The following is a 26,076-nucleotide window of genomic DNA, read 5'->3' on the forward strand; positions in this document are numbered from 1 at the left end:
GCCGGAGCCGTCAGACCGCGTTAGCGAATCCAGATCACATGGATAGCTCGAAGCTTACCATCCATGGCACTGGATGCCCGTTTCCCGACGGGCATGACGGGCGCTGATGGATTTAGCTGAAACATCTTGCTAATCAGGAAAAAGCTTGACATGCCGCTGTTATTTTCCGGATCAAACACCTGATGTTTTTCCACAATTTCTGTGGATAACTTTGTGTATAAGCTCTCATTAACTAAGCCAAGCCCCTATTGGTAAAGGGTATCAGTCAGCTTGGCGGTTTTTTATACAAAAAGCCTAAAACTATAATAAACAATAAGTTATAGATAACTATTGCTTTTTATATACCGTTTATGCTGATCGGGTAAGTTAATCCCAATCACCCGATAACTCTGTGCATAAAAAGATTTTTGAAAATTCATATTCGTCAATACGTTTTTTGCATTACTTGAAATTTTTCTTGAAAAACAGCATTCAATTAATAAATTAAAGTGAGTCGAAAACCATTTATATTTTGGGTAAAGGTCTACGCTTTTTATTATGACGATTCTCGGCAGTTTTAACAAAGTCAAACGATTTTAAATTGACCCGCTCATTTGACATCTCGTCCGGTAACACGCATCATCGCGTATCATTTTTCAATCGCCCCAAATGTATGAGCAATGACACGCTGCAAATACGCCGTATACGCATCGATACCTATCATGAAAACGTGGCCTATCTAAACCGGGATTGCGCGATTTACCGGGCTGAGGGATTTCAGGCATTATCCAAGATCAAAGTTTGCGCAAACGGCACCAAGCTTTTTGCGGTTTTGAATGTGGTCGATGACAATTCCATTGTTCAGCCAGGCGAACTGGGACTCTCCGAACAGGCGTTCAATCAGCTTAACATTGGTGAAGGCACTTTCGTTACTGTCGATCATGCCGAGAATCCCGAGTCCATGGACGCCGTCCGGCGAAAAATCAACGGCGAACGACTGGATCAAAGCGACTTTCACAGCATAACCCGGGATATTGTCGAAACGCGTTATTCCAAAATGGAAATGGCCGCTTTTCTGGTTGCCACCGGACAAAACAATCTTGACCGCGACGAATTACTTTATCTAACCAGAGCAATGCTGGATTCGGGCGAACGCATGAATTGGCACGAATCGCTGGTGGCCGACAAACACTGTATAGGCGGCATACCGGGCAATCGAACCTCAATGCTGGTAGTGCCCATTGTAGCCGCGCACGGCATGCTGATACCGAAAACATCCAGCCGAGCGATCACCTCGCCTGCAGGAACCGCCGATACGATGGAGGTGCTTGCGGAGGTCAACCTGTCTCCGGAACGTCTGCATGACATTGTCCGGCAGGAGCGCGGCTGCCTCGCCTGGGGCGGGACCGCCAAACTGGCGCCTGTGGACGATATACTGATTTCGGTTGAGCGCCCGCTGGGCATTGACTCACAAGGCCAAATGGTCGCGTCTATACTCTCAAAAAAACTGGCGGCCGGTTCTACCCATTTGATTATTGATATTCCCGTTGGTCCTACGGCTAAGGTTCGGCATATGCGCCAGGCATTGGCCCTGCGCAAGCTGTTCGAATTTGTCGGTGACAGGCTGAACATTCATCTTGAAGTCATGATTACCGACGGCCGCCAACCCATTGGCCGGGGCATAGGTCCTGTGCTTGAAGCGCGGGATATTATGAAAGTTCTTGAAAACAATCCGGATGCACCGTCTGATCTGCGGCAAAAATCGCTACAGCTGGCCGGACGAATTATTGAATTCGACCCCGATGTCAGAGGCGGCCAGGGATATGCGATAGCCAGAGATATCCTGGATTCGGGCCGGGCGATTGCCAAGATGAATGAAATCATTCAGGCTCAGGGCGCCAAATCCATTGACCTGAGTCCGGGATCTCTTTGCCGGGAAGTTTATGCCGAACAAGACGGCGTAGTGACACATATTGATAATTTTCAGATGGCTAAAATTGCCCGCATCGCCGGAGCGCCGCTGGATAAAAAGGCAGGCGTCGACTTGCTGAAAAAACTGGGCGAACGTGTTCAAAAAGGCGAGCCGATTTACCGTATTTATGCCGAGTTTCCTGCCGATTTTAAATTCGCTCAAAAGCTGGCTGCCGACAATAACGGCTATATGATAGGCACCGAGGAACATGTCCTTAAACTGCTGGTCGCTTTCTGAATATTATGCTGCTACTCGCTTTTCCCGATTACCTGGAACAGGCTCAAAGACTGGCAACCCAGCTTAATGTTCCGATTTCTCAAACTTTCCTGCATCGTTTTCCTGACGGCGAAAGTCTGGTTCGCCTGCCTCCTGCGTTGCCGCGCCATATCGTCATTTTCCGGAGTCTGGACCATCCTAACGATAAGCTGATCGAGCTATTGTTATGTGCCAAAACAGCTCGCAAACTGGGTGTCCATCGTATCACGTTGGTCGCGCCTTATTTATGTTACATGCGCCAGGATATCGCCAACAACCCCGGCGAAGCAGTCAGTCAGAGAATTATCGGACAGCTTTTGGCCGACCTGTTCGACGATGTGATCACTGTCGATCCCCATTTGCATCGTATTTCCCGTTTGGACCAAGCCATTCCGCTGCAAAATGCAATAAGCCTTTCCGCTTCCGGTGTCATTGGTAGCTATCTCCAATCGCAGCTGAATCATGCTGTTCTTTTGGGACCGGACAGTGAATCCGAGCAATGGGTGGCAGGCATCGCCTCAGAAATAGGTTTCGAATATGGTATCGCAAAAAAAATCAGGCGCAGTGACCATGATGTCAAAATCACCTTGCCCAACAGAAATTTTAGCGGCCATCCCGTCGTCGTCATCGACGATATGGCCAGCACCGGACGAACGTTGACCCAAACGATTCACTTGCTTCACAAAGCGGGTGCGACAGAAATCTATGCCGCAATCACCCATCCTTTGTTTTGCGACGATGCTGAAACCGCCATCCGCTCAGCTGGAGTCAATGGCATCTGGAGTACGGACAGTATCCGGCATTCCACTTCATGTATAAGACTTGACGAGTTGTTAGCTGCGGCGGTCAGATCTATTTTATGATGACCGCTTGATCTTCTTGACCTAGCACTCGTCTATTAATCCTGCCCATCCGGTAAAAAGCCTCCGGCTTGCATGGTCCATAGCCGATGGTAAAAGCCTTTTAGCGCCATCAAATCTTGATGCGTGCCGTCTTCAACGATACGCCCCTGATCAAACACCAGAATTCTGTCCAGATGCGCAATAGTCGATAGACGATGAGCTATGGCGATTACGGTCTTTTGCCCCATCGCACTGTCAAGATTATCCTGAATCGTTTTTTCTGTGACCGAATCCAGACTGGATGTGGCTTCATCGAGAATTAGTATGGGCGCATCCTTCAGCATCACTCGCGCTATTGCGATGCGTTGACGCTGGCCGCCGGACAACTTAACACCGCGCTCACCGACCAATGAATCATAGCCTTCGGGAATAGCCTCTATAAAACTATCGGCATTGGCTTGGCGTGCGGCTTTCTGTATCTCGGCATCACTTGCATGCAAACGGCCGTAACCGATATTTTCTCTCAAGCTGCGATGAAACAGGCTGGGGTCCTGGGGAATCAAACTGACCTGGTGATGAAGAGAATCCTGGGTCGCCTGGCCTATGTCCTGGTCATCGATCAAAATATGCCCGGACTGCGGTTCAAAATTACGCAATATCAGACTGACGAACGTCGATTTTCCCGACCCTGAAAAGCCAACCAAGCCGACCCGTTCCCCGGATTCGATCACGACATTCAGATGCTCAAATACAGGCCGGTTGGCCTCATAGGCAAAACACACATCACGAAACTCTATCCGTCCACAGGAAATTTGCATGGGTTTGGCATCCGGCACATCGACTATTTCATGCGGTTTTACAATCGTTTCTACCCCGTTGGCGACATTGCCTATGTACTCAAAAAATTCCAGAAATCGCCGCGTAAGATTACGTGCATCGCCAATAATTAATAAAGCCAAGCCTGTACTCATCGCAAAATCACCGACGCTGATTGCGCCTTCGCGCCAGAGCATCAGCGCATAACCGATAGTGCCGATTTTTAATGATGCAGCAGCAATAAACTGAAACCAGCGCACCCGTTCCATATACCAGAATGTCCGGCGTCCGGCCTGCACTTCGGTTTCCAGGAAGCCGTTCAGATACTCGCGTTCAAAATCAAGGCGGGCAAACAACTTGGCATTGAGTATATTGGTTACCGCATCCACAATTTTGCCGTTGACCATACTGCGTGTAGCAGCGTAGTTTTGCGCATAAGGCTGACAACGCGTCGCCAGCCAAAAAGAGATGGCCACATACAGCAACATCCAGCCGCCGACAAATGCCCCTAACTCTATATGGGTCTGAAACAACAGTGAAACCGAAACGGTGAATGTAATCATGATCGGCCAGAAATCAAACAATACCGACCAGGTCGTGTGATTAACACTCATAGACGTTTCACTGATGCGATGCGCAAGACCCCCGGCAAAATGATTTCCGAAATAACGCGGCGCATGCTGTTGCAGATAGGCATACAGCAGTTGGCTGGTGCGTTGCCGCAAGCGAGGTCCCACAATAATCAGCACGGCACCGCTGCTTCGGCTGAAAACAATCTCCGCCAAATTCAAACCCACGAGGAGTAACAAAGGTTGCTGGAAAGCATCCCACAATCCTGCACCGGCAGGTTGAGCGGCAACCGTATCCATGAGTGTTTTAATTGCATAGGGCACCATAATACTGCCTGCCGCCTGCCCTGCTTCAAGCACCATCATTAACACCAGCCAGGCCTTGAATTGTCGCAGACAATAAAGGATAAAACTGAACGTGTGAGCGGGTAATGGCGGCGCTTGAACCGCCCTGTTAAATGTAGAGCCGGGTATTTTTTTTGCCATTATCTTTTTATCAAATCATAGGATCGGCATTATATAGCAATACTTAATTCACGACGGCTCATGCTTGCTAAAGTTCAGATCGCCGTTTCAATCGGTTAAGATGGCTCAATAACAGGGGCAAAAGAGACTTTTTAAATGACTGCATCCGCATTTCATTGGAACGGTATAATTCACGCACTAATTCTATTGCTGGTTACCAACGGTGCACCGGTTATTGCTTCCAAGTTTATGGGAAAACGCTTTGCATGGCCTGTGGACAATGGGCTATGTTTAGGTGATGGGCAGCCTTTGTTCGGATATTCAAAGACCTGGCGTGGCATTGTATTTTCAACCGTCGTGGGAGGCTGCGCATCGGTGTTCTTGGGATTCGGATTTTGGACCGGAATACTGTTCGGCTTATTGACGATGAGCGGCGACTTATTGGCAAGCTTTATCAAACGAAGATGCGGATTGGTCGAAAGCAGCCGGGCAAGAGGACTCGACACAGTCCCCGAGTCACTGATACCGTTATGGATTTTAAGAATAGCCATGGATTTGGACTGGTCGGACATCACGGTTGTCATGGTACTTTTTTTTATGATCGAAGAATTTCTCTCGCCGATTCTATACCGGCTGCATATTCGCAAACGTCCTTATTAAAATGAGCCCATGACTGACAGCACCTTTCGCGTATTAACCTACAACATCCACAAAGGCTTCAATGTTGGAAACCGGCGCTTTGTTTTGCATCAAATCCGTGAAGCTTTGATTGAAGCCGATGCAGACTTACTGTTTCTTCAGGAAATGCAGGGTGAACATGTGCATAAAGAAAAACACGTTCCGGATTGGCCGGACCGGCCGCAGGTCGAATTTATCGCAGAGGGCGTCTGGCCCCATTATGCGTACGGTAAAAATGCGATCTACACAGCCGGTCACCACGGCAATGCCCTGCTAAGTAAATACCCTTTTGAAAGCTTCGAAAATATCAATGTTTCCCCCTTCTCCTGGGCCAGCCGGAGTTTGTTGCACGGCGTAATCCGGGTTAAACCTGATGTTCAGCCTTTGCATGTGGTTTGCATTCATTTCGGATTAACCGGAAAAGAACGCCGTCTTCAACTTGAACGCCTTTGTCAACGCATAGAATCTCATGTGCCTCATGATGCGCCCTTGATCGTTGCCGGTGATTTTAATGACTGGCTGGGCCACGCTGATCGCCACTTTTATGAGCACCTGGGACTTAAAGAGGTTTTCAAAACGACTCATGGTCGTTACGCGAAGACATTTCCGGCATGGTTACCGGTTTTAACCATGGACCGGATTTATTTTCGAGGCTTAACGCCGCTATCTTGCAATCGGCTGGCCCATTCCCCATGGCATGCTCTTTCCGACCACGCACCCTTAGCCGGTTTATTCGAACTATGACAAAGCCATCCCGATTAACATTACCCAATTTACTGACCGGTTTTCGGTTTATAGCTGCACCCGCTTTATTATGGTTGGCATGGCACGGATATGGATTGGCTTTTATGGGCTTGCTGGCCCTTGCCTTTTTAACCGATTTATTAGACGGCTGGGTCGCAAGAATGATGGGGCAAGTCTCGGAATTTGGCGCCCTATTGGACAGTTGTGCGGATGTGGTGAATTATCTCACCATCGCTTTGTGCTGCTGGTGGCTATGGCCTGAAATTGTCGAACAGGAGTGGTTTTATGTTGCGCTGATTATTGCCAGTTGTTTATTGCCTACCGTTTTTGGATTAATCAAATTCGGCAGTTTTACCTGTTATCACACCTGGACTGTAAAAGTTGCAGCGGCAGCCATGGGAAGCAGTTTATTTCTCATGTTTCTGGACGGCCCTATCTGGCCTTTTCGAATTGCCGCGATCATGTGTATTACTGCAGCCATTGAAGAGATGGCGATAACCTTTTTATTGACTGAACCTCGATCCAATGTGCGTTCGATTTTGAACGTGCTGAAATCAATCAGAGAGGAAACGAAACTTTAATTTTGGGAACGCAGGCCCGGGCGCAAAAAGGATTCCAGTTTTTGTCTGATCATTCGGGGATTCTCGCTTTCCTGTAAGGCTAAAATACCTTCAATAATTAACTCTCTGATAAATATTTCATCTTTATCTTTCTGTTTGAGTTTATTAGCCATCGGACTGAAAATCAGATTACCCATCAATGAGCCGTAAAGCGTTGTTAAAAAAGCTACCGCAATAGAAGGCCCCAATTGAGAAGGATCGGATAAGTGGCCCATGACGCCAATCAGACCGACCACAGTGCCTATCATTCCCATCGCAGGAGCAACTCCGGCCATGGTTGACATCATGGCAATACCGACATGATGACGCTGAGACGTCATGTCATTATCGTTTTCCAGCACCTGCCTTACCTCATCCATATCTACGCCATCTATAACCAGCATTAATGCGTTGCGAATAAAGGGATCATCAATCGACGGCAACTCTTCTTCCAATGCCAGCATGCCTCCCCTCCGTGCTTTATCGGCCAAATTCACAAAAAGATCGATATGTTCCTGGGGATTTAGTGGCTCAGTTTTAAAGTTTTGCCAGAAAAAAATCGGTAGCATCACAAATTGTTTTAACGGGTAAGCGACCATAGTAGCACCCAGCGTTCCGCCTATGACCAAAATAAAAGACGGCCAATTGATTAACGATACCGGATTGCCCTCATCCAGTACAAAGGCGATTGCGATGGCGCTTACCGCAACAAAAGGGCCGAAAATAGTAGCAAAATCCATGTGGGCAGGGTTGTTTCCCGTATTTTATGCCGGTAAAAAATTCCAAAGCGTCTGTCTATCCAACTTGCTGACCGGAATCCGTTAAATGCAACTTTACTTTAATTTTTTCAATAACTTAATAACATTCATCAAGCACATAAGCATGTTGATCCTGAGGTAACCATAGCTCATAATCAGCTAAAATAAAACCGTCTTTGAATTGAGACAACAGGTGCTTAATTTTTAAAGGACGCGTCAATAAATCCCCTCTAGCTTTCCGTTATTTCTTTTTTTCAGAATCCTTTTCAATCAACCGACTCCAATCAATTGCAAATCTGATTTAAATGTGTTTCTTATTAAGATCGCTGTGATTCAATACCTGATCTCAATATTTATTGATACAATCCAACCTATTCTTTCCACTCATTCGTTATTTCTATGAAACAAGCGCTTGCATCGTTAACATTAGTTCTCAGTTTTTTATCGCCTACAGTCCAATCGGAAGAAATCGGCTGTGTTACAACGGCGTGGAAACTTATAGGGGCTAATCACAAAGTTTGCGTCCAGGCTTTTGATGACCCTAAAGTTCAGGGCGTGACTTGCCATATCAGTCAGGCGAAAACCGGAGGTATTGCAGGAACACTGGGGGTAGCTGAAGATCCTTCTCAATTTTCGATAGCCTGCCGACAAGTGGGGCCCATCGTTATTGATGGAAAATTGCCGGAAAATGAGACTGCATTCAGCGAAAACACGTCCATCTTGTTCAAGGAAACCCGTGTGAATCGTCTCTATGATTCAAAAAGAAATACGCTGATCTATGTCGCCATCAGTCGTTTGTTAATTGATGGTGCTCCGGCGAATAGCATTTCCACAGTTCCTATCATGCCCTGGAACGGTAAATGAGGCTTGCCGAGAAACGCTGAAGAAGTAAAAAGGGATAGTTGAGGTCTGTGTAACACTAAAGATCCATCAGATTTTGATGGTTCGTTCACTACTAACTGATCGAAACTGATAAACGGCAGATTGAAGGGAGCTGAAGTTTCCCAATAATTTCAAAAACGGGCTGCCATTAGGCTTGGGCTGCAGGGATAGCCGGTATCCAGTGCTCAAGGAAGAGTTACAGCCTTCGCCATCGATGGCTTCTGGGTTCCGGCAGACGGCAACTTTTAATGCAAACACAACTCCCTAACAAGCCTGGACATCCCTATAAAAACTGGGAAACTTCAATTTAGGGAGGTTACCAACTCTCAACTGAGGTTGTTGTGAGTTGGCACGGGCCTTTAGATGACAGTCACTTCTTCTGCTTGAGGTCCTTTTGGGCCGCTAGTCACTTTAAACTGCACTTGCTGGCCTTCATCTAGTGATTTGTAGTTGCTGGTTCCACTCAGGATATTTCTAAAATGGACGAAAACATCGGGTCCTTGTTGCTGTTCAATAAAGCCAAAGCCTTTATCTGCATTAAACCATTTAACGGTGCCTGTAGCTATTGTAGACATAATGAGTCCTAAAAAATATGTATAGACTGCCTGAAGCCAGGCAGGTAAAGCTGATAACGTGGAAATTACTTTATGAAGAACAGAACGAGAGACTACAGGAGCGACATCGAATTGATAAACAAAGGGTAAATCAAGTTTTCTAGCTGTGGCAATTGTAGACTGATCCTTGATTATGTCAATGCAGTTATTTCAACAACTGAGTACCAATCTGTGCCACCTCTTTCCAGTTAGTCTTTGCAAACACCTGACCTATAGAATCGGCTGAAGGCGTGACGGACATTAAAGCAATCACTGCCACCAGCAATAAACCAGAAGCAAGCATATCGTTATAACTAAATAACTTTAAAGCCGTGCCAAATGACTTTTTCATTCTTAATCCGGATAGATTGACGCTATAAATTTCATCCAGACATAAGTGAACAATAAAACCAAACCCAATAAAAATCCCGTTATACCAGGATTGCAGGCTGTCCCATTGCAAAAACCAATGACTGAGACACGTAACCAGAAAGCCAAAAAAAAGCGCCCCCAATAACGAATGAAAAACACCTCTATGCTTGGTTGTTTTGCGAAATACATAAAATAAAGGGTAACGAACCAGCAACGCGGCAATAACAGCATACGAAAACAATTGCTTTGCAGGTATCAAATTCGTTTGCCGGTATAAAATCAATCCTGCGGCCAAAAAGGCCAAACTATTAAAAAGACGTCTGGCCGGTACAGAATTTTCGGCATCAACATCCGGCAATAAGCCGCCTATGACGCCAAAAAAGATCAACCTCGGGATATCAACAGGATCGACTACGGATATCTGGAACAAACCACCGGCAAAGGCAGTACTTGCAAACGTAGCGACTGAAAGATGTGTTTTAAAATTGGCCATGGATGTCCGCAGCGCCGAAGCGACAAAAACGAATCATTTTAACGGCAATTAAAACAAATACTGTAAAGATTTAGCAACAATTCAGCGAGTCGCTTAGATGGGGCCGCCTATTGAATTACCGGACAGTCTGCACCAATCCGACAAAAAATACCGAATAGTTACAAGACTTCTATTAGCGGGGGGGCTCGAATTATGGAAATTCGAGGCAAAAATGACTGACTGTAAAAAACTTTTACAAATTGGATACTTGTAGCGTATTGACATTGGCCAGATCAAACTTTTCAGGATGCTCGGGTGGTATAGGATGAGATTTTTTTTGATAATTGGACAAGATACGTTTTACGTAATTTTGGGTTTCCTGGTAAGGCGGTATGCCCTGGTATCTTTCAACTGCCCCCTCCCCCGCATTATAAGCCGCAAGAACATGCTCAACATTGCCTGCGAAATGCCGCATTAACCAATGCAGGTAGGCCGTTCCTCCCTTGATATTCTGAACAGGATTCCAACTGTCTTTAACGCCAAAGCGCTCTGCTGTCGCCGGTATTAACTGCATCAAGCCCTGGGCATTTTTATTGGACAGCGCCTGAGCGTTGAAAGCCGATTCTGCTTGAATAACGGCCATAACCAACTGAGGATCGATGCCGTAATGCGGAGCAATCTGATTGACCCAGGTAATAACTTTGTCTCGTTTGGGATTATCGACCAATTTGACCTGATTGGCCGGTTCAACGACCGCTTCAACAAGCGGGTCAGGCTGGCAGGACTCATCTTTCCCGGCCGCAACACCTCGAAATTTAACCAACATTCTTTTGGCATAAATATCACCGGTTTCTGCCGATTTTTTAAACCAGTAAATAGCCAGCGGTAAATTACGCGCAACGCCGCGTCCGTTGAAATACATAAAACCCATGTTGTAAGCCGACAACGCATCGCCCATCAGAGCGGCCTTGCAATAAAGCTCAAAAGCCTGATCGTAGCTTTTCTTAACGCCATGCCCATGTTCATAGGATTGAGCCATTTTTCGTAAACCGGAAGCACTCATTCTGGCTTCATTGGCATTGATAGCCGATGAAAACAACATTATCAGCACTACACTCATTAAGTTAAATACGCGCATATCAATCACACCTTGGCTAACACAACATTTATCAAGCAAAAATTGAACCATCAGCATTTTATAATTAAATTTCAATAATTTGCCATTTACGATCAGACTACGTCCATCATGAATTGTAAAAATAACTGACACTCATTCAATTTGCCGGTTTCTGACAGTCTGCAGCAAATTAGCAAGAGCTTCCGATTGAGGCTAAAATTCTAACTTTTATCGCAAAAGGCGATGACGTTTTTTTGCGGCTATCCATTCCTTTTCTAACCGGTCCCACTGAGGGTTTAAGATATAGTAAGCCAGACTAACCTATGAAGGAATAATAATGTTCGAAATTGCCGAACTGGGTCACACCTTAAAAAAATCCGATTACAACGAACAAGTCCCGGAACTAAGGACTCGATTACTGCTGGCACAGCAAAAATTAATGAACTGTGACTTCCCTGTGATCATTCTGATTTCCGGCGTCGATGGCGGTGGAAAAGGCGACGTTATAAACCTGCTTAACGAATGGATGGATCCGCGTTACATGCAAACGATTGCTTTTGACGAACCCAGTGATGAAGAAAAAGAACGCCCCAAATTCTGGCGATTCTGGCGGACATTACCCAGTAAAGGTAGCATAGCTATATTTGTCGGCTCCTGGTACAGCGACCCTCTCTCGCAACGTGTGTACGGTGAAATTGATGACAATCAATTGCAAATCGAACTGATGAATATCAAAGAACTCGAGCGGCTTTTATTCGACGACGGCACGCTGATTATCAAATGCTGGTTACATTTAAAAAAGGATGAGCAAAAAAAGCGGATAAAAAATCTCGAAAAAAATCCTGATACCAATTGGCAAGTTACCGAGCGTGATAAAAAACATTTAAAACTCTACGATGACTTTATTGGCGTGGCGGAAAAGACCCTGACTGAAACCAGTACCGGCGATGCGCCTTGGCATATCGTCGATGGCAGCGATATACGATACAGCAGCTTTACAGTAGGTCAGCATGTTTTGCACAGAATTGAACAACACATCGAAGAACGGACTGCTCAAGTCAACAGCGCAAAAAAAAATAACGGCGCCCCCTATATCAATCCCAATCAACAAAGCCTTTTGGACTCGCTGGATTTGTCATTGAAAATTGACAAGAAATCCTATAACGAACAACTCGATTATTATCAGAGTAAGCTTAAAAATCTGGCCAGAATTGCTCAGCAACAAAAGCGGTCATGTATTCTGGTTTTTGAAGGCTGGGATGCCGGCGGCAAAGGCGGCGCCATCAGGCGTATCACTCATGCCGTTGACGCCAGGAATTACCGGGTTATTCCTGTAGCAGCGCCCACTGATGAAGAGCGCTCTCATCATTATCTCTGGCGTTTCTGGCGACATATTCCACGCGCCGGAAAAGTGACACTTTACGATAGAAGCTGGTACGGACGGGTTCTAGTCGAACGCGTCGAAGGTTTTGCGTCGGTTAATGAATGGCAGCGCGCTTATTCTGAAATAGCCGATTTCGAGGATGCGCTAGTACGTCACGGCATTCTTTTACTGAAATTTTGGCTGCACATCGACAAAGATGAACAGTTGAAAAGATTCCATGAGCGGGAACAAATCAGCTATAAAAAATACAAAATAACCGAGGATGATTATCGGAACAGAGAGAAATGGGACGACTACAAACATGCGGTAAATGAAATGGTTACACGCACCAGCACCCGCAGTGCGCCTTGGCTACTGGTCGAAGGAAATGACAAAAAACATGCACGGATCAAAATTCTCAAGGCCTACTGCGAAAAACTGGAATCCTCGCTTCAACTTCCTAAATAACGGACCACACCTGTTTTTGATTATTAACTGCCGCATTCGCTATGGCTGAACATACACTGGAATCATTACGTCAAGCCATCAACTCGGCCTGGTTGAGCGATGAAACGGACGCAGTTCATCGTTTATTGGGCTCGCTGGGCAATTACGATCCCGACCTAACCCGTCGAACAGCTGAAAAACTGGTCAGCGCGATAAGAACAGCAAAACCCAAGCAATCGGTTACTGAAGCATTTTTGCATGAATATCAGCTCAACAGCACCGAAGGGATTGTCTTGATGAGCATTGCCGAAGCGTTGCTGCGCATTCCTGACCAGCGAACACAGGACCAGTTTCTCGCCGAAAAACTGGCCGCTGCCAATTGGCGTGAACATTTGCATCACAGTGATTCCTGGCTGGTCAATTTATCCACTGATGCCCTGCTTTTAAGCGGCCAATTTGAAAAACACCTGAAGCCCAGCTATCAGCAGCACCAGTTCCATTTAAATTCGCTGCTGGCCCGATTGGGCATGCCTTTAATCCGTAAAGCTGTCAAGCAGGCGATGCAGCTTTTGGGTTCACAGTTCGTCATGGCTGAAGCGATTGGTCCTGCATTGCGAAAAAGCCGGCAACAAATTGAATACCGGTATTCATTCGATATGCTGGGCGAGGCTGCGTTAACCGCTACCGATGCAGAACGCTACTATCAGGCCTACCTGTTTGCAATTCAACAAGCCGGACAAAGTCCTCAAACGGTTAATTTGTTTGATAAGCCCGGCATATCCATCAAATTATCCGCATTATGCCCACGCTTTGAACCGCTGCAACGAAATCGCGCAGTAACAGAGTTGACCGGCAAACTGATTTATCTGGCTCAGTGCGCAAAGACACATGACATCAGTGTAACGGTTGATGCAGAAGAGTCCGATAGACTGGAAATGACGCTGGATATATTTGCAGCGGCATTGATGCATCCATCATTAAGCGGCTGGCCGGGATTAGGCTTGGCCGTGCAGGCGTATCAGAAACGCGCGATTCATGTTTTGGCTTGGCTTGACGCTCTGGCGGCGCAACACCACTGCAAAATTCCTGTGCGCCTGGTTAAAGGCGCCTATTGGGACAGCGAAATTAAACGCGCTCAAGAAAACGGCTTAAGCCATTACCCGGTGTTTACCCGCAAATCGGCGACCGATATCTCTTATCTGGCGTGTGCCAATTTTTTACTGACACATCCAGATACTTTTTATCCGCAATTTGCAACCCATAACGCCCATACGGTTGCAGCAATTTATCATCTGGGCAAAACACACCCGGCATTTGAATTTCAAAGGCTGCATGGGATGGGGGATGCGCTTTATCATGAACTGGTAATTAACGAGCCATGGCATATTCCCTGCCGGATCTACGCGCCGGTGGGCACTTACCAGGAACTGCTGCCTTATCTGGTCAGGCGGCTGCTGGAAAACGGCGCAAATACATCGTTCATCGGTCAGGTCGAAAATCCGGATTACGCAATCGAAACACTGACCCGAGACCCCGTTGCATTTTGGCGGGCGATAGATGAATCCAAAAAATCCGGTGTCTTATTACCTTGCGCCCTGTTCATGCCGGAGCGTCTCAATTCGGCAGGTTTTAATCTGGCTGATCCAATTTTTCTCGATAAAATCCAACGCTATGTGGAATCACGAAAACACAAAACCTATACCGCCCATCCTGTTGTTAACGGCCAGACATTTTCAGGTGATGACTATCCGGTTTACTCCCCCTTCAATCATGACTTACAACTTGGTACAGTCGCATTCAGCCGCGCGGATGCGGTCGGGCAAGCAATTGATTGTGCTTATCGACATCGCGATACATGGCGGTTAACGCCGGTCAATAAGCGTGCTACCGCCTTAAATAAAGCCGCAGACCTCATGGAAGCCAACGCCTTTGAGCTGATGGCTTTGTGTGTTTATGAGGGCGGTAGAACTGTTAAAGATGCCTTGGCAGAAATCAGAGAGGCTGTTGATTTTTGCCGCTACTATGCGCAACAAGCCGCCCTGCAATTTGGCGAGGCCATCACCTTGCCCGGCCCTACCGGCGAACAAAATACCCTGCGTTATAACGGACGCGGGATTTTTGTCTGCATCAGTCCGTGGAATTTTCCTGTCGCTATTTTTATTGGCCAAATCGCCGCCGCTCTGGCAGCCGGTAACGCTGTGATTGCAAAACCCTCGGAGCAAACTTCATTAACTGCATTTTTCTGCATCAGGCTGTTATATGAAGCGGGAATTCCGGAGCCGGTGCTGCATTTTCTTCCGGGTTCCGGCACTGAAATCGGCGGACAATTACTGTCAGATTATCGTATCGCCGGCGTGGCTTTTACGGGTTCCACAGCAACAGCCAAGCATATTGCGCGCAAACTGCTCGCGATTCCGGCCATTGTGCCGTTCATAGCCGAAACCGGCGGTCAAAATGCGCTGATTGCCGATAGCTCTGCGCACAAGGAACAGCTGGTTCAAGACGTTATCTACTCGGCGTTTAATAGTGCAGGACAACGCTGTTCTGCCTTACGCGTACTTTTTTTACCCGAAACCATTGCCGAACAGGTCATTGAATTGATTATCGGAGCAATGAACCAACTCATCGTAGGTAACCCAACTCATCTCGATACCGATATCGGCCCAATCATCGATTCAAGCGCTAAAGATCGGCTTTATAGCCATCTGACTGAGATAAAACAACGGGGAAAACTGCTGTACCAATTGCATTTACCCGATGAGCTGAACCGCCAAGGTCATTTTTTTCCACCGGCGCTGGTCGAGTTGCATGGCGTATCAAGCATGGACGCATTAAAACACGAAGTATTCGGCCCGATACTGCATGTCATCCGGTATCAAACAGACCAGCTAAACCAGATCATAGCCGCTATCAATGCAAGCGGTTACGGCCTCACGCTGGGCATACACAGCAGATTGAACGACACCATCGAAACCATCGCTCAGCACGCCAAAGTCGGCAACGTCTATGTTAATCGCAATATGATAGGCGCTGTCGTCGGGGCTCAACCGTTTGGCGGCATGGGACAATCCGGAACAGGCCCAAAAGCCGGAGGCCCTGACTATTTAAAACGCTTTGCCTGCGAGCAAACGCTTTGCATCAATACGGCAGCGGTCGGAGGCAACACCGGCCTGCTTAGCCAGGATTTGAGTTAATACGAAGTCCCCCCCTTAATTCAAAGCGGTCGAGAAGTTACACTTTCATTTGCCATGTCATCAGACAAAACCATCAATAAACATCAGGCATAAAAAAGATTGTAATATGTTATAATATAACATACATTATGACCCATCCTGGCTTACACCCACGTCCTTGCTTATTGGCATAAGCCGCATTAAAGCCAAATAAGCGCTGATTCGTGATGCTGCCAATCGCTTCAATCAATTTAATATCCAGAACCATGAATCCTAAAGCCTGTGCAATTGTAATTTTATCTGCAGGAACTGCCAGCATTCCACTCAAGGCGGATGACCATAAACCGCTGGATTTCGGCAAAATGATCGTCAGCACGCCGCTGCCGCAGTCAACCTCAAATACCGCCCTGCCCGTCACTGTATTATCTGGTGATGATTTAAGACTAAAAGCGGGCAGCACGGTTGGCGATACATTAAAAAATGAACTGGGCATTCATAGCCAATCTTTTGGACCTGGCGTAGGCCAACCGGTAATTCGGGGCCAAAGCGGATCCCGGGCGCAAGTCTTGCAAAACGGCCTGGGCAGTCTGGATGCTTCGGCCTTAAGCCCTGATCATGCCAACAGTACCGAAGCGTTTTGGGCGGATCGCATTGAAGTATTAAGAGGCCCTTCGACTTTATTGTATGGCGGCGGCGCCATAGGCGGCGTAGTCAATGTCATCGATAACCGTATACCCGATAAAGTGCCGGAACGTCTTGTTGAAGGTGCCGCCGAGCAACGCTACAACTTTGTCAACGAGGGAAAAACCAGCGCTTTTAGACTAGACGGGGGCAAAGACATGTTCGCGGTTCATTTTGACGGCATGTTCAGAGAAACTATCCCCATGCAGATTCCAGGTCTTGCCATTGATGAATCGAAAGAAGCCGAAAGTCATGAAGAAGAGCACGAAGAAGACGTTTTCAACAGCCGGGGCCGGTTATTAAACACTAACAGCCGAACTTACAGCGGCACAGCCGGTTTCTCGATGATAGGAGAAAAAGGCTTTATCGGTTTTTCGGTCAATTATCTCGATAACAATTACGGCGTTCCTCCCGGTGCGCATGGGCATCATGAAGAAGAGGAAGGTGAGCATGAAGCACATGCTGATGAAGGGCCTGAATCGGTGCGTATCGATCTACAACAAACCCGTTACGACATGAAAAGCGAAATCAAAGATCCATTTGCATTCGCCGATAGCTTGCGCTTACGTCTCGGTTATAACGATTACGAACATGCCGAACTGGAAAACGGGCAAACCGGTACTGTCTATACCAACAGAGGCTTTGATAGCCGGATGGAATTGATACAAAAACCCTGGGCGTTTTTTGATCACGGGGTTGTTGGCGCACAAACCAAAAACAGCGAGTTTGAAGCAAAAGGCGCAGAAGCGGTTGTGCCTCGTTCCGATATCAACGGCTACGGCATTTTTACCGTCCAGGACATTCATACCGGCCCACTAACCTTTGAATTTGGCGCGAGAGTAGAACAACAATTTATCGACGCCGATGGCCGCAAATCCTCTTCTCATACTCCCGTCAGCGGTTCAGCTTCGGCACTTTGGGACATAACGGATCAGGATTCGGTCAGTTTGTCATTCACACGCGCACAGCGCGCACCCGATGTTCAGGAACTGTACTCTGACGGCCCCCATCTGGCCACGCAAAGCTATGATATCGGTAACGAGAACCTGATTGAAGAAACCGCGCACAATCTGGAATTAGGTTTTCATATTGATCGGGAATGGGCCAAACTCAATCTTAACCTTTATCAAAACTGGGCCCAGGACTACATTGCCAGAATCAATACCGGCGAAGAACTAGACCATTTACCGGTTTACCGGGCCGGACAACGCGATGCCGAATTTCAGGGCTTTGAAGCTCAACTGACAATACCACTGCTGGAAACGCATTACGGCAGTCTGGATACTCAGTTTTTCGGCGATTACACGCGCGGACGCTTTACCGATGGTTCGGATATTCCGAGAATGCCACCGCTGCGTTATGGCATGCAAGTAGGCTGGACTCATCCTGTCTGGGATACCAACGTTCGCATCACGCGCGCGGAAGAACAGGACAAACCAGGCGAAAACGAGACGGAAACAGACAGCTACTGGTTATTAAATTCGACGACCAGCTACAAAATTGCCGCAGGCGAAACCACAGACTTCCTGCTGTTTGTTAAAGCGAATAATTTACTGGATCAAACCATTCGCCACTCTGTTTCCTATTTACGCAATACGGCCCCGGATGCGGGAAGAGCGGTTGAACTGGGCGTAAGGGTTGCTTTCTAATCGACACGAAAGTAGAACCATAACGTGACATTAAACAGAGGTGTCATAAAATTTGCACAAAAGTTCAATATACTTTACCGCATTGTTTTGTTAGCATTTCATCAATATAAACTTTGCCCGTCCACTTAACGCAGGAAATTGTATGAGCGATAAAGAATTTAATACTGAAAATCAAAACGGTGGCGTGGACAAAAAAAGACGTTCACTGACAAAAATTGGACTAACAACGCCAGTCATCGCATCCTTATTGAGTCGCCCGGCTTTTGCTACTCAGTGTTCTGGTAGCGCTTTAGCTTCAGGTAACTTATCAAATCAGGTTGAGTTATCAACTTGTGGGACATGTACGTCTATTCAATGGAGTGCAGCAACCCCAGCCGAACTAGCCAGTATAAACATAAGCCTAACCAGCTCAATTGGTACTATTTTTACGATTCCCACTTTAACACGTCCAACTAATCCCACCAATTACTCAGGTCTGCCGATTTTATCTGGAACTATTGGACAAGCTCTTGCCGGAACAATTGTTGTTCATGACCAATTAAGATTCAAAAATAATACCAGTGATCTATCTGGCACAGAGCCTCATAGAACTCAACTGAAAGCAGCCATACGTTTGTTCACAACCGCCTACCTTAATGCGCTTCATATTGCTACCAAGGTAAATATTACGTATACGCCTAACCAAGTTCAAACCGCAGTCAACTCAGCATTATTGATTACGACCCCTTCACAACAAAATCAACCAAATCGCATCAATATCGTAGCTGTGAATAGTTTAGCTACCAACTACCCTGAAAACGGTACCTCTTGTGCCATTAATAGGACTTAATAAAACAGCCTTTGAGTCTAAAAGTGAATTACTGGTCCTGGCCTTACGATCTGGCTATTAAAATTAGTGTATGGGAAGATGGGGCTGTGATATTTAATCAATTAACTCAAGATACGCATTTATTAAAAAGCCCTTCCGTATGGATTTTAAGAAAACTAGAATTCAACTGTTTGAGTCTCGATGCTCTGGCAATGCTGGCAATCCAGGAAGATATCATGATGGATGATAAAGACAGCCGCAAATCTCTTGAAATCTTTTTAAACAGCTTAGAACAACTGGATTTACTGACATCAACTTACAATGAAAGTTTGGGCAACTCGTTAGCGTGAAAAGTTATTCCGTCAAAACAGGCCCTTTCCTTTCATGTCTAAGCACGTCATTACCCTCCGTCATTACCAGCCTGGAATTACTCTATCCAGGCATGATCTCTAACTATCAAGATGATTTTTACGACTTCCATATCAAGCTTTCAACACCACAAACAATACGCCGCTGGCTAAAACCTCAGGTGGTGTTCTTTTTTGACGGCAAAAAACCGTTCAAACCTTTACCTCTTGACCAAGCTTTTCCGATGTTTGAATGGGGCTTGAACTGGTGTATCAGCCAACATTGCCATCACTATCTAATCATTCATGCGGCTGTTGTTGCCAAAAACGATAAGGCTTTAATATTGCCCGGCCAACCCGGCGCAGGAAAAAGCACTTTGTGCGCAGCACTTATTCATAGTGGTTGGCGTTTGTTATCTGATGAACTTACTCTGCTTTCTTTATCTACCGGTTTAATTTCACCACTAGCAAGACCGATCTGCCTTAAAAATGAATCCATCAAGGTTATTCAGGATTTTGCTCCTGAAGCTGTATTCGGAAATGTTGTGCATGATACCGTCAAAGGCTCGGTAACCCATGTCAAAGCACCGGATGAAAGTATTGAAAAAGTAGACATTCCAGCGACTCCGCTTTGGGTTGTGTTTCCCCAGTATCAAACAGATTCCGAGTGCCTGTTAAGTGATAAAAAAAAGGGGCTGTCCTTTATGGAACTCGCCAAATTATCGTTCAATTACAACTTGCTTGCTCTTACTGGATTCAATGCTTTAAGCCAACTGGTGGAAAATAGCGGTTGTTATGATTTGCGTTACAGCCGCTTGGAAGAAGCAATCCTGTCTTTGGACAATCTGGTTTCTTGAAGTTATGGATTTAACAAAAAATCGTGTCGCCCAGGTTCTTAAAAACCCCTTAAGCGTTAGCGCCTATTCACCTAAAGACTGGGATTTATTGATTCGTCAGGCCAGACAATCAATGCTTTTAGTCCGGCTTTATCTTCTGCTGCAAGAAAACGGCTTAATTGATAAGTTGGCTGATAACATTAAAAATCACTTTATTTCCGCCACAACCTATTCGATTAAACAAAATCAATCTTTGAAATGGGAGTTTCGCTGTATAGAAAAAGCGCTTACAGAATTGGCTATCCCGGTAATTTTCCTAAAAGGGTCTGCTTATATCCTTGCATCAGATCATGCGGAGAAAGGTCGGCTTTTTTCGGATGTAGATATTTTGGTCAATCAAGATGATTTACCGGCAGTTGAAAGCGCATTAAAAAAACATTTGTGGGTAGGGACACATCAAAATGATTATGACCAACGCTATTATCGGGAATGGATGCATGAACTACCACCCATGATTCATTTAAAAAGACAAACGACATTGGATGTGCACCATAACATTTTGCCGACAACCTGCAAAACCTGCCCTGACCCCAAAAAACTATTCGCCAATATTGTCAAGATTGAAAACTCGCCGTTTTGGATTTTAGCGCCTGAAGACAGAGTGTTGCATAGTGCCACCCACTTGTTTCATGAAAGTGAATTTAAACACGGGTTGAGAGATATTTCCGATATCGATTTACTTCTGCGCCAATTCTCAAGCCAGGAGAATTTTTGGACTCAATTAGTCAATCGGTCTATTGAACTAAAACAACAAATACCCCTGGTTTATGCCTTACGATACGCATCGATCATCCTGGCAACACCCTTATCAGAAGACGCATTAAAACGCATTGCGCCCTACACTCCAAGCAGAATTATGCTTAAATTGATGGATTTTTTGTTTCTAAGAGTATTAATGCCTGAGCATTCCAGTTGCGAGGATATCTGGACCGGCTTGGCTCGTTGGCTATTATTCATCCGCTCGCATTGGCTCAAGATGCCGCTTAAGTTATTGATTCCCCACTTAGTAAAAAAAGGTTATCAAGCTGTTAATGGTGAAAGTGCGAATTAAAACATCGTGCGCGCAAGTAAACTAAAAAAACCTTCACCGCCATATGAGACTTAGCAGGCACCTGTTCACCATCAAAGCCCTGATTTACAATCCCTCATTTTAAAACTCCAGCCATTAGCGGATCAATTATGAACACAATCGATGCGATCAAAGAACGAAGAGCGGTCAAGCTTTATGATGCGTGTCATCGTATGACCGATGATGAAATTAGCGATTTAATGACCTTGGCCATGCTCTCACCCACCGCTTTTAATATTCAACATTGGCGTTTCGTTGTCGTCAAAGATCCTGAATTGCGCCGCCAAATCAGGGCGATAGCCTGGGATCAGGCACAGGTGACCGATGCTTCGTTATTGCTTGTGTTATGTGCCGATTTAAAAGCCTGGGAAAAGCAGCCCGAGCGGTATTGGGCCAACGCACCCAAAGAAGTTCAGGATTATCTGATTCCCGCAATAGACACTTACTATCGAGGCAAAGAGCAAGTCCAGCGCGATGAGGCGATGCGCTCCTGCGGCATTGCTGCACAAACTCTGATGTTGGCCGCGAAAGCGATGGGTTATGATTCCTGTCCGATGGACGGATTCGATTTTGACCAGGCCGCCAAGCTTATCAAGCTACCCGATGACCATGTTATCGCCCTATTCGTAGCCATTGGCAAGGCCATTCAACCAGCAAAACCCAGAGGCGGACAGTTAATTAGGGAAGAGGTCGTTTTTACTGATACTTTTTGAAAAAACTCGCTAAGTGAGGGAAATAGTTAACGTAACTGTGTGTAGGATGTGCTGAACAACGTGAAGCGCATCGTTCGCGATTGATGCGCTTCGTACCTCAGCACATCCTACTTCTTATCTTTGTTTTTCCTGGTGATACGACGGCGGCGCCTTGATGGTAGGGAGCTCGTGTTTGACGGCTGATTTATTAGTCACTATACGGCTTCCGGCTCAAATACATTTTGCATCACACTCATGCCGTTAGGTTTTTTAACCATTTGCAGTTGCGCTTTTATCCGTTTGTGAACCGCTTCGACATGGGAAATGACACCGACCATTTTGCCCTGGGTTCGCAAACTCTCCAGGGTCGATATGACGATATACAGCGTTTCGGCATCCAAACTGCCAAAGCCTTCATCCAAAAACAGCGATTCAACCGAACGTCCGTTGCTGGCCAATTCGGATAAACCCAGCGCCAATGCCAGACTGACAACAAAACTTTCGCCGCCGGAAAGCGTTTTGGGGACACGGCGGGCGTTTTGCTGATAAGTATCTTCAATTTCCAGCGCTAATCCTTGCTCGCTGGGCATTTGCCTCAGATAAAAACGGCCGCTGATTTTTTCAAGCATCAGATTGGCCCGGGTCAACAATTGTTCGGCCATTTTATTCTGAACTTTGCGTCTGAATACAGAACCTTGCTCCTGTTCCAGTAACTTCACTTCGGCCAGACTTTCTTTAACAATATCTTCCTGGGCAACCTGTTTGGAGGATAAAACTTCATACTTTTGCATCATTTGAAGCTGCTTGCCCAGCAGTTTTTCCAGATGCGCTATTTCGTGCCCGGTGATTTCGATTTTCTCAGCGATGCTGGCCAATTCCTGCAGCAACTCAGCCTCTGTTAAGTCGGTCATTGCATAAGCACGTTCTGCATCCAGTTGTTCCTGCAAACGAATCAACTCAGCTTCTTTCTGACTTAACTCCATTGACAAGGCATTTAGGCATTGGTCTATTTCGGGTCTGCGAGCCAATAAATACTGAAGCTCTATCACTTCGGCAACCGTGTTATAGGCTGTTCCTGCGAGTTCATTTTGCAGTTGATTCATTTGATCCGTCATCTGCCCACTCAACAGCGTTAATGAACGCTCTTTTTCAGCTCTCAGTTTTTGCTTTTCCACCAGGGCCAAATGCAAACCGGCGGCTTCTTCAAACTTTAAGCGTTTTGATGAGCGTTCCAGTTTTTCTGCAAGTTCGGCAATTTTAGTCTGACAAAGCGTGATTTTTCCGGTCAAATCGGCTATTTCGTTGTGCAGATTTTTCTGCCGCAACGTATAGCTTTGATAATCCTGACGGCGCTGGTTCATGCGATCAAAAAACAGGTCTTCCTTACCCTTTCCAGGCATAGCCTCTCCGACTAAAGCGAGTTGTTCCAGCACTTTTGCGGTTAACACTTGCTCGTCTGCCTTGAGCTGTTCCAACGTCTGTTCCAGTTCCACGACTTCCTGAGGCCGGTTCTGGCGCTGCATTTCAAGACTATCTATGCCTTGCTGCATTTGCTCAAGAAAACTTTCACGCTTGGTAATCAGCGCTTTAATTTGCTCAATCTGCTTGAGTTGGCGGCGGTAGTTTGCAGCCAGAGCATTGATATTTTTTAATTCTGTGACTTCCGTCTTGAGCAAACGCCTGATACCGCGGCTGTTGTCAATATTCAAATCTTCGCTGGCCGCATTCAGGCGATTACACAACGTCAACCAACTGGCACGTATTTGCCTGACTCTTTCCCGGTTAACTTTACTGTTTTCGTTTTGTTTGGTTACGGCTTTGATTTGCTGGCTGAGACGTTCCGATCCTGCCAGTAAAGCCTGAATTTTGGCGCGCTGATCAGCAAGCGCTTTTTTTGAATCCCCATAAACGGGCGGCTTGTGAGCATAGGGATGATTAACAGAACCGCAAAGCGGGCACGGTTTACCATCGACCAAATGCTCTCGATCGAACGCCATTTTCGCAACCAGCGCCTCGTTGGTAACGGCAGTTTCCAAGGCTTTTCGAATATTCTCTTCTCGCTGCAAATCATCCTGATATTTTTGCAATTCAAGCTCAAGTTCTTCCGAGGATTGTTCTTCCTTAATTCTGAACAAACCGAACAAACTGAAACCGGAACGCGTCAGACGAGCGTGTTCCTGACTGAGTTTGTACAACTCGCCAAAATCCTGAATCCGCTCACGTTGATCTGACAGCAGTTCCTCCAGTTGCGTGACATCGTAACCGGAAGCGATTTTCTCCAATTGATTTTCATAATTTTGGAGTTTGACTTTTAATTTTTCGATTGCACGCGAAGTGGAATCGATTGCCTGTTTGTTTTTACCCAGTTGCCTGGCGGAATATGCCATCAGTTTTGCTGAGGATTTGTACTTGTCATTCACTGAGCTCAGCTGAGCTCTAAGATTTTTTAATTTACCCGTTTCCGGAAAGTTATCGATCAGATTGACATCGGCGGCATGCTCAGTCAGCCAGTTATCGACCGTGGCCAAAGCAGTCTGCTTCTCACTCAACTGACGATTCAAGGCATCCAGTTGCATGGATTCGGATTGTTTTTCCAGCCTATACTGCTCAATAGCGGCCCGTTCCTCGGCTATTGCGGCTTGTTGATCCTCGAAAGAAACCTGTTGTTTCTCTGCCAGACGGCCAGCGTCAACGGATGCAGTGGCAAGCAGGTCAGACAGCTGTTTAATTTCCTGATCATAAGCCGAAATTGCAATGCGGCATGATTCAATCGCCTTTTGCTGCGCCTCAATCGCAGTGCATGCATCTTTGTAAACTGAAACGGCCCGGTTTTTTTCTATTTGCTCTAATAGTTGTTGCTGCTCACCCAGCTGGACATTGAGTTTTTCCTTATCTGCACTTAAACGCTTCATGCGTTGTTCAAAGGATGCCAAAGATTGCAGCCAGGCTTGCTGCTTTATCAACTCGGATTGCTGTTCTGTCAATTCACCCAATTGATCTTTGAAATCATGCAAATCATGTTCATACGCTTCCTGCTTTTCGGTTGGCAGCAGATCAAGGGCTGAAATTTCCTCGTTAAGCAACGCCAGTGTTGCTTGTTCCTGCTCAGCATTATTGAAAATAGCGTTTTTGTAATCGGTATAGATATCGGCACTGATGATTTTCTCGAGAATATCCATACGCTCATTATCCAGCGCATTCAGGAAAGCGGCGAAATCACCTTGAGCCAACATGATGGAACGTGTGAAATTGCGAAAATTCATTCCGGTGATCTCAGTTACCTGTTGACACACCGAATGCTGCGTTTCAGCCAAAAGTAGTTCCTGCTCTTCGTCATAGCGTATCAGCTTCATTGCCGGGGCCATTATCCGGCCTACCACGTCTTGCTGTTCCCGCTCAACTGTCCATGTCGCCTTATAAACCTTTTGGTCAACTGAAAACTCAACCGAGGCGAAGCATTCCGCCGTATGACGCGTCATCACATGCTGCGCAGGCCGGTCAAATCGGAAAGTTTCACCGTACAGACTTAAAGTAATCACATCCAGGATGCTGGATTTGCCTGATCCGTTAGGCCCGGTTATCGCAAACACCCCCGCCTCACTTAAAGGCGAGCGCTGAAAATCAACGCGGTTTTCACCCTCTAAGGAATTGATATTCTTAAAATGAAGTGTAAGTATTTTCATTGATTGGCGGCTTTGTCCGGCACCCGGGTTAATTTTTTAAACCCGGGCATTATAGCGCCCTAACGACTTTTTTTCCTACCCGGGGTTTAACAATAGAGCTTGCCAGCCTCACCCCTTTAAAGAAGACCTATCACTATCTTTCTTTCCCTGAATCC

The 26,076-nt window shown here is 46.2% G+C and carries 19 protein-coding genes and 2 pseudogenes; 15 read left to right on the forward strand and 6 right to left on the reverse strand.

Annotated elements, in window-relative coordinates:
* Positions 1-652: 652 nt before the first annotated feature.
* The gene (locus tag GO003_RS19445; protein WP_159658906.1) at positions 653-2,188 is read left to right on the forward strand and encodes a thymidine phosphorylase family protein; all 1,536 of its coding nucleotides are present in this window, start codon (positions 653-655) and stop codon (positions 2,186-2,188) included.
* Positions 2,189-2,193: 5 nt separating this feature from the next.
* Positions 2,194-3,069 carry a ribose-phosphate diphosphokinase gene (locus GO003_RS19450; protein WP_159658878.1) on the forward strand — a complete coding sequence of 292 codons (876 nt, stop codon included), beginning with the start codon at positions 2,194-2,196 and terminating at the stop codon, positions 3,067-3,069.
* A gap of 35 nt (positions 3,070-3,104) precedes the next feature.
* Here the strand turns inward: GO003_RS19450 and GO003_RS19455 are convergent, their stop codons facing one another.
* Positions 3,105-4,919, reverse strand: coding sequence for an ABC transporter ATP-binding protein (locus GO003_RS19455; protein ID WP_159658877.1), 1,815 nt, complete (start codon positions 4,917-4,919; stop codon positions 3,105-3,107).
* Between the two features lie 135 nt (positions 4,920-5,054).
* On the opposite strand from GO003_RS19455, the gene GO003_RS19460 reads away from it, so the two are divergent.
* The 3 genes from GO003_RS19460 to GO003_RS19470 are packed head-to-tail and all read left to right on the forward strand — an operon-like array spanning position 5,055 to position 6,901.
* Positions 5,055-5,558, forward strand: coding sequence for a CDP-archaeol synthase (locus tag GO003_RS19460; RefSeq protein ID WP_159658876.1), 504 nt, complete (start codon positions 5,055-5,057; stop codon positions 5,556-5,558).
* A 9-nt stretch (positions 5,559-5,567) separates the two neighbouring features.
* A complete protein-coding gene (locus GO003_RS19465; RefSeq protein WP_159658875.1) occupies positions 5,568-6,320 on the forward strand; it encodes an endonuclease/exonuclease/phosphatase family protein in 753 nt (250 codons plus the stop codon).
* Positions 6,317-6,901 (forward strand): CDP-alcohol phosphatidyltransferase family protein, encoded by a 585-nt coding sequence (locus GO003_RS19470; RefSeq protein WP_159658874.1) that lies wholly within the window; start codon positions 6,317-6,319, stop codon positions 6,899-6,901. Before GO003_RS19465 ends, GO003_RS19470 begins: the two co-directional genes overlap by 4 nt.
* Here GO003_RS19470 and GO003_RS19475 read toward each other — a convergent pair.
* A complete protein-coding gene (locus tag GO003_RS19475) occupies positions 6,898-7,659 on the reverse strand; it encodes a motility protein A (protein ID WP_159658873.1) in 762 nt (253 codons plus the stop codon). The genes GO003_RS19470 and GO003_RS19475 overlap by 4 nt on opposite strands.
* Before the next feature lie 417 nt (positions 7,660-8,076).
* On the opposite strand from GO003_RS19475, the gene GO003_RS19480 reads away from it, so the two are divergent.
* A complete protein-coding gene (locus GO003_RS19480; protein ID WP_159658872.1) occupies positions 8,077-8,541 on the forward strand; it encodes a CreA family protein in 465 nt (154 codons plus the stop codon).
* 377 nt (positions 8,542-8,918) lie between these two features.
* Here the strand turns inward: GO003_RS19480 and GO003_RS19485 are convergent, their stop codons facing one another.
* The 3 genes from GO003_RS19485 to GO003_RS19495 form a co-directional block, all read right to left on the reverse strand.
* Positions 8,919-9,134, reverse strand: coding sequence for a cold-shock protein (locus tag GO003_RS19485; RefSeq protein ID WP_159658871.1), 216 nt, complete (start codon positions 9,132-9,134; stop codon positions 8,919-8,921).
* 184 nt (positions 9,135-9,318) lie between these two features.
* Entirely contained in the window at positions 9,319-10,017 is a 699-nt protein-coding gene (locus tag GO003_RS19490) for a metal-dependent hydrolase (protein WP_159658870.1), read from the reverse strand.
* A 232-nt stretch (positions 10,018-10,249) separates the two neighbouring features.
* Positions 10,250-11,134 (reverse strand): transglycosylase SLT domain-containing protein, encoded by an 885-nt coding sequence (locus tag GO003_RS19495; protein WP_231089098.1) that lies wholly within the window; start codon positions 11,132-11,134, stop codon positions 10,250-10,252.
* A gap of 316 nt (positions 11,135-11,450) precedes the next feature.
* Between GO003_RS19495 and pap the strand changes: the two genes are divergently transcribed.
* The 9 genes and pseudogenes from pap (at position 11,451) to GO003_RS19535 (ending at position 22,259) form a co-directional block, all read left to right on the forward strand.
* Positions 11,451-12,944 (forward strand): polyphosphate:AMP phosphotransferase, encoded by a 1,494-nt coding sequence (gene pap, locus GO003_RS19500; RefSeq protein WP_159658869.1) that lies wholly within the window; start codon positions 11,451-11,453, stop codon positions 12,942-12,944.
* A gap of 41 nt (positions 12,945-12,985) precedes the next feature.
* Positions 12,986-16,117, forward strand: a complete 3,132-nt coding sequence (gene putA, locus GO003_RS19505; RefSeq protein WP_159658868.1) for a bifunctional proline dehydrogenase/L-glutamate gamma-semialdehyde dehydrogenase PutA — start codon at positions 12,986-12,988, stop codon at positions 16,115-16,117.
* A 341-nt stretch (positions 16,118-16,458) separates the two neighbouring features.
* A pseudogene (locus GO003_RS26680) lies at positions 16,459-16,746 on the forward strand (TonB-dependent receptor plug domain-containing protein); the annotation flags it as partial.
* A 576-nt stretch (positions 16,747-17,322) separates the two neighbouring features.
* Positions 17,323-18,426 (forward strand): annotated as a pseudogene (locus GO003_RS26685) (TonB-dependent receptor); the annotation flags it as partial.
* 142 nt (positions 18,427-18,568) lie between these two features.
* Positions 18,569-19,255: a hypothetical protein gene (locus GO003_RS19515; protein WP_159658867.1), complete on the forward strand. Its 687-nt coding sequence runs from the start codon at positions 18,569-18,571 to the stop codon at positions 19,253-19,255.
* Between the two features lie 23 nt (positions 19,256-19,278).
* Positions 19,279-19,584, forward strand: a complete 306-nt coding sequence (locus tag GO003_RS19520) for a hypothetical protein (RefSeq protein ID WP_159658866.1) — start codon at positions 19,279-19,281, stop codon at positions 19,582-19,584.
* The gene (locus GO003_RS19525; RefSeq protein ID WP_159658865.1) at positions 19,581-20,438 is read left to right on the forward strand and encodes an HprK-related kinase A; all 858 of its coding nucleotides are present in this window, start codon (positions 19,581-19,583) and stop codon (positions 20,436-20,438) included. Before GO003_RS19520 ends, GO003_RS19525 begins: the two co-directional genes overlap by 4 nt.
* A 4-nt stretch (positions 20,439-20,442) precedes the next feature.
* Complete coding sequence (locus tag GO003_RS19530) at positions 20,443-21,528, forward strand: nucleotidyltransferase domain-containing protein (RefSeq protein WP_159658864.1); 1,086 nt, start codon at positions 20,443-20,445, stop codon at positions 21,526-21,528.
* Between the two features lie 128 nt (positions 21,529-21,656).
* On the forward strand, positions 21,657-22,259 hold the full coding sequence (locus tag GO003_RS19535) for a nitroreductase family protein (RefSeq protein ID WP_159658863.1): 603 nt from the start codon (positions 21,657-21,659) through the stop codon (positions 22,257-22,259).
* Positions 22,260-22,453: 194 nt separating this feature from the next.
* Here GO003_RS19535 and GO003_RS19540 read toward each other — a convergent pair whose 3' ends face one another.
* Entirely contained in the window at positions 22,454-25,921 is a 3,468-nt protein-coding gene (locus tag GO003_RS19540; RefSeq protein WP_159658862.1) for an AAA family ATPase, read from the reverse strand.
* Between the last annotated feature and the right edge of the window lie 155 nt (positions 25,922-26,076).

Origin of the sequence: Methylicorpusculum oleiharenae, from assembly GCF_009828925.2 — a bacterium.
GTDB classification, from domain to species: Bacteria; Pseudomonadota; Gammaproteobacteria; order Methylococcales; family Methylomonadaceae; genus Methylicorpusculum; species Methylicorpusculum oleiharenae.

Excerpts from the sequence above, each read along its gene's own strand:
- GO003_RS19445 (WP_159658906.1), top strand. The coding sequence starts at position 653 with ATGAGCAATGACACGCTGCAAATACGCCGTATACGCATCGATACCTAT.
- GO003_RS19450 (WP_159658878.1), top strand. The coding sequence starts at position 2,194 with ATGCTGCTACTCGCTTTTCCCGATTACCTGGAACAGGCTCAAAGACTG.
- GO003_RS19455 (WP_159658877.1), bottom strand. The coding sequence starts at position 4,919 with ATGGCAAAAAAAATACCCGGCTCTACATTTAACAGGGCGGTTCAAGCG.
- GO003_RS19460 (WP_159658876.1), top strand. The coding sequence starts at position 5,055 with ATGACTGCATCCGCATTTCATTGGAACGGTATAATTCACGCACTAATT.
- GO003_RS19465 (WP_159658875.1), top strand. The coding sequence starts at position 5,568 with ATGACTGACAGCACCTTTCGCGTATTAACCTACAACATCCACAAAGGC.
- GO003_RS19470 (WP_159658874.1), top strand. The coding sequence starts at position 6,317 with ATGACAAAGCCATCCCGATTAACATTACCCAATTTACTGACCGGTTTT.
- GO003_RS19475 (WP_159658873.1), bottom strand. The coding sequence starts at position 7,659 with ATGGATTTTGCTACTATTTTCGGCCCTTTTGTTGCGGTAAGCGCCATC.
- GO003_RS19480 (WP_159658872.1), top strand. The coding sequence starts at position 8,077 with ATGAAACAAGCGCTTGCATCGTTAACATTAGTTCTCAGTTTTTTATCG.
- GO003_RS19485 (WP_159658871.1), bottom strand. The coding sequence starts at position 9,134 with ATGTCTACAATAGCTACAGGCACCGTTAAATGGTTTAATGCAGATAAA.
- GO003_RS19490 (WP_159658870.1), bottom strand. The coding sequence starts at position 10,017 with ATGGCCAATTTTAAAACACATCTTTCAGTCGCTACGTTTGCAAGTACT.
- GO003_RS19495 (WP_231089098.1), bottom strand. The coding sequence starts at position 11,134 with ATGCGCGTATTTAACTTAATGAGTGTAGTGCTGATAATGTTGTTTTCA.
- pap (WP_159658869.1), top strand. The coding sequence starts at position 11,451 with ATGTTCGAAATTGCCGAACTGGGTCACACCTTAAAAAAATCCGATTAC.
- putA (WP_159658868.1), top strand. The coding sequence starts at position 12,986 with ATGGCTGAACATACACTGGAATCATTACGTCAAGCCATCAACTCGGCC.
- GO003_RS19515 (WP_159658867.1), top strand. The coding sequence starts at position 18,569 with ATGAGCGATAAAGAATTTAATACTGAAAATCAAAACGGTGGCGTGGAC.
- GO003_RS19530 (WP_159658864.1), top strand. The coding sequence starts at position 20,443 with ATGGATTTAACAAAAAATCGTGTCGCCCAGGTTCTTAAAAACCCCTTA.
- GO003_RS19535 (WP_159658863.1), top strand. The coding sequence starts at position 21,657 with ATGAACACAATCGATGCGATCAAAGAACGAAGAGCGGTCAAGCTTTAT.
- GO003_RS19540 (WP_159658862.1), bottom strand. The coding sequence starts at position 25,921 with ATGAAAATACTTACACTTCATTTTAAGAATATCAATTCCTTAGAGGGT.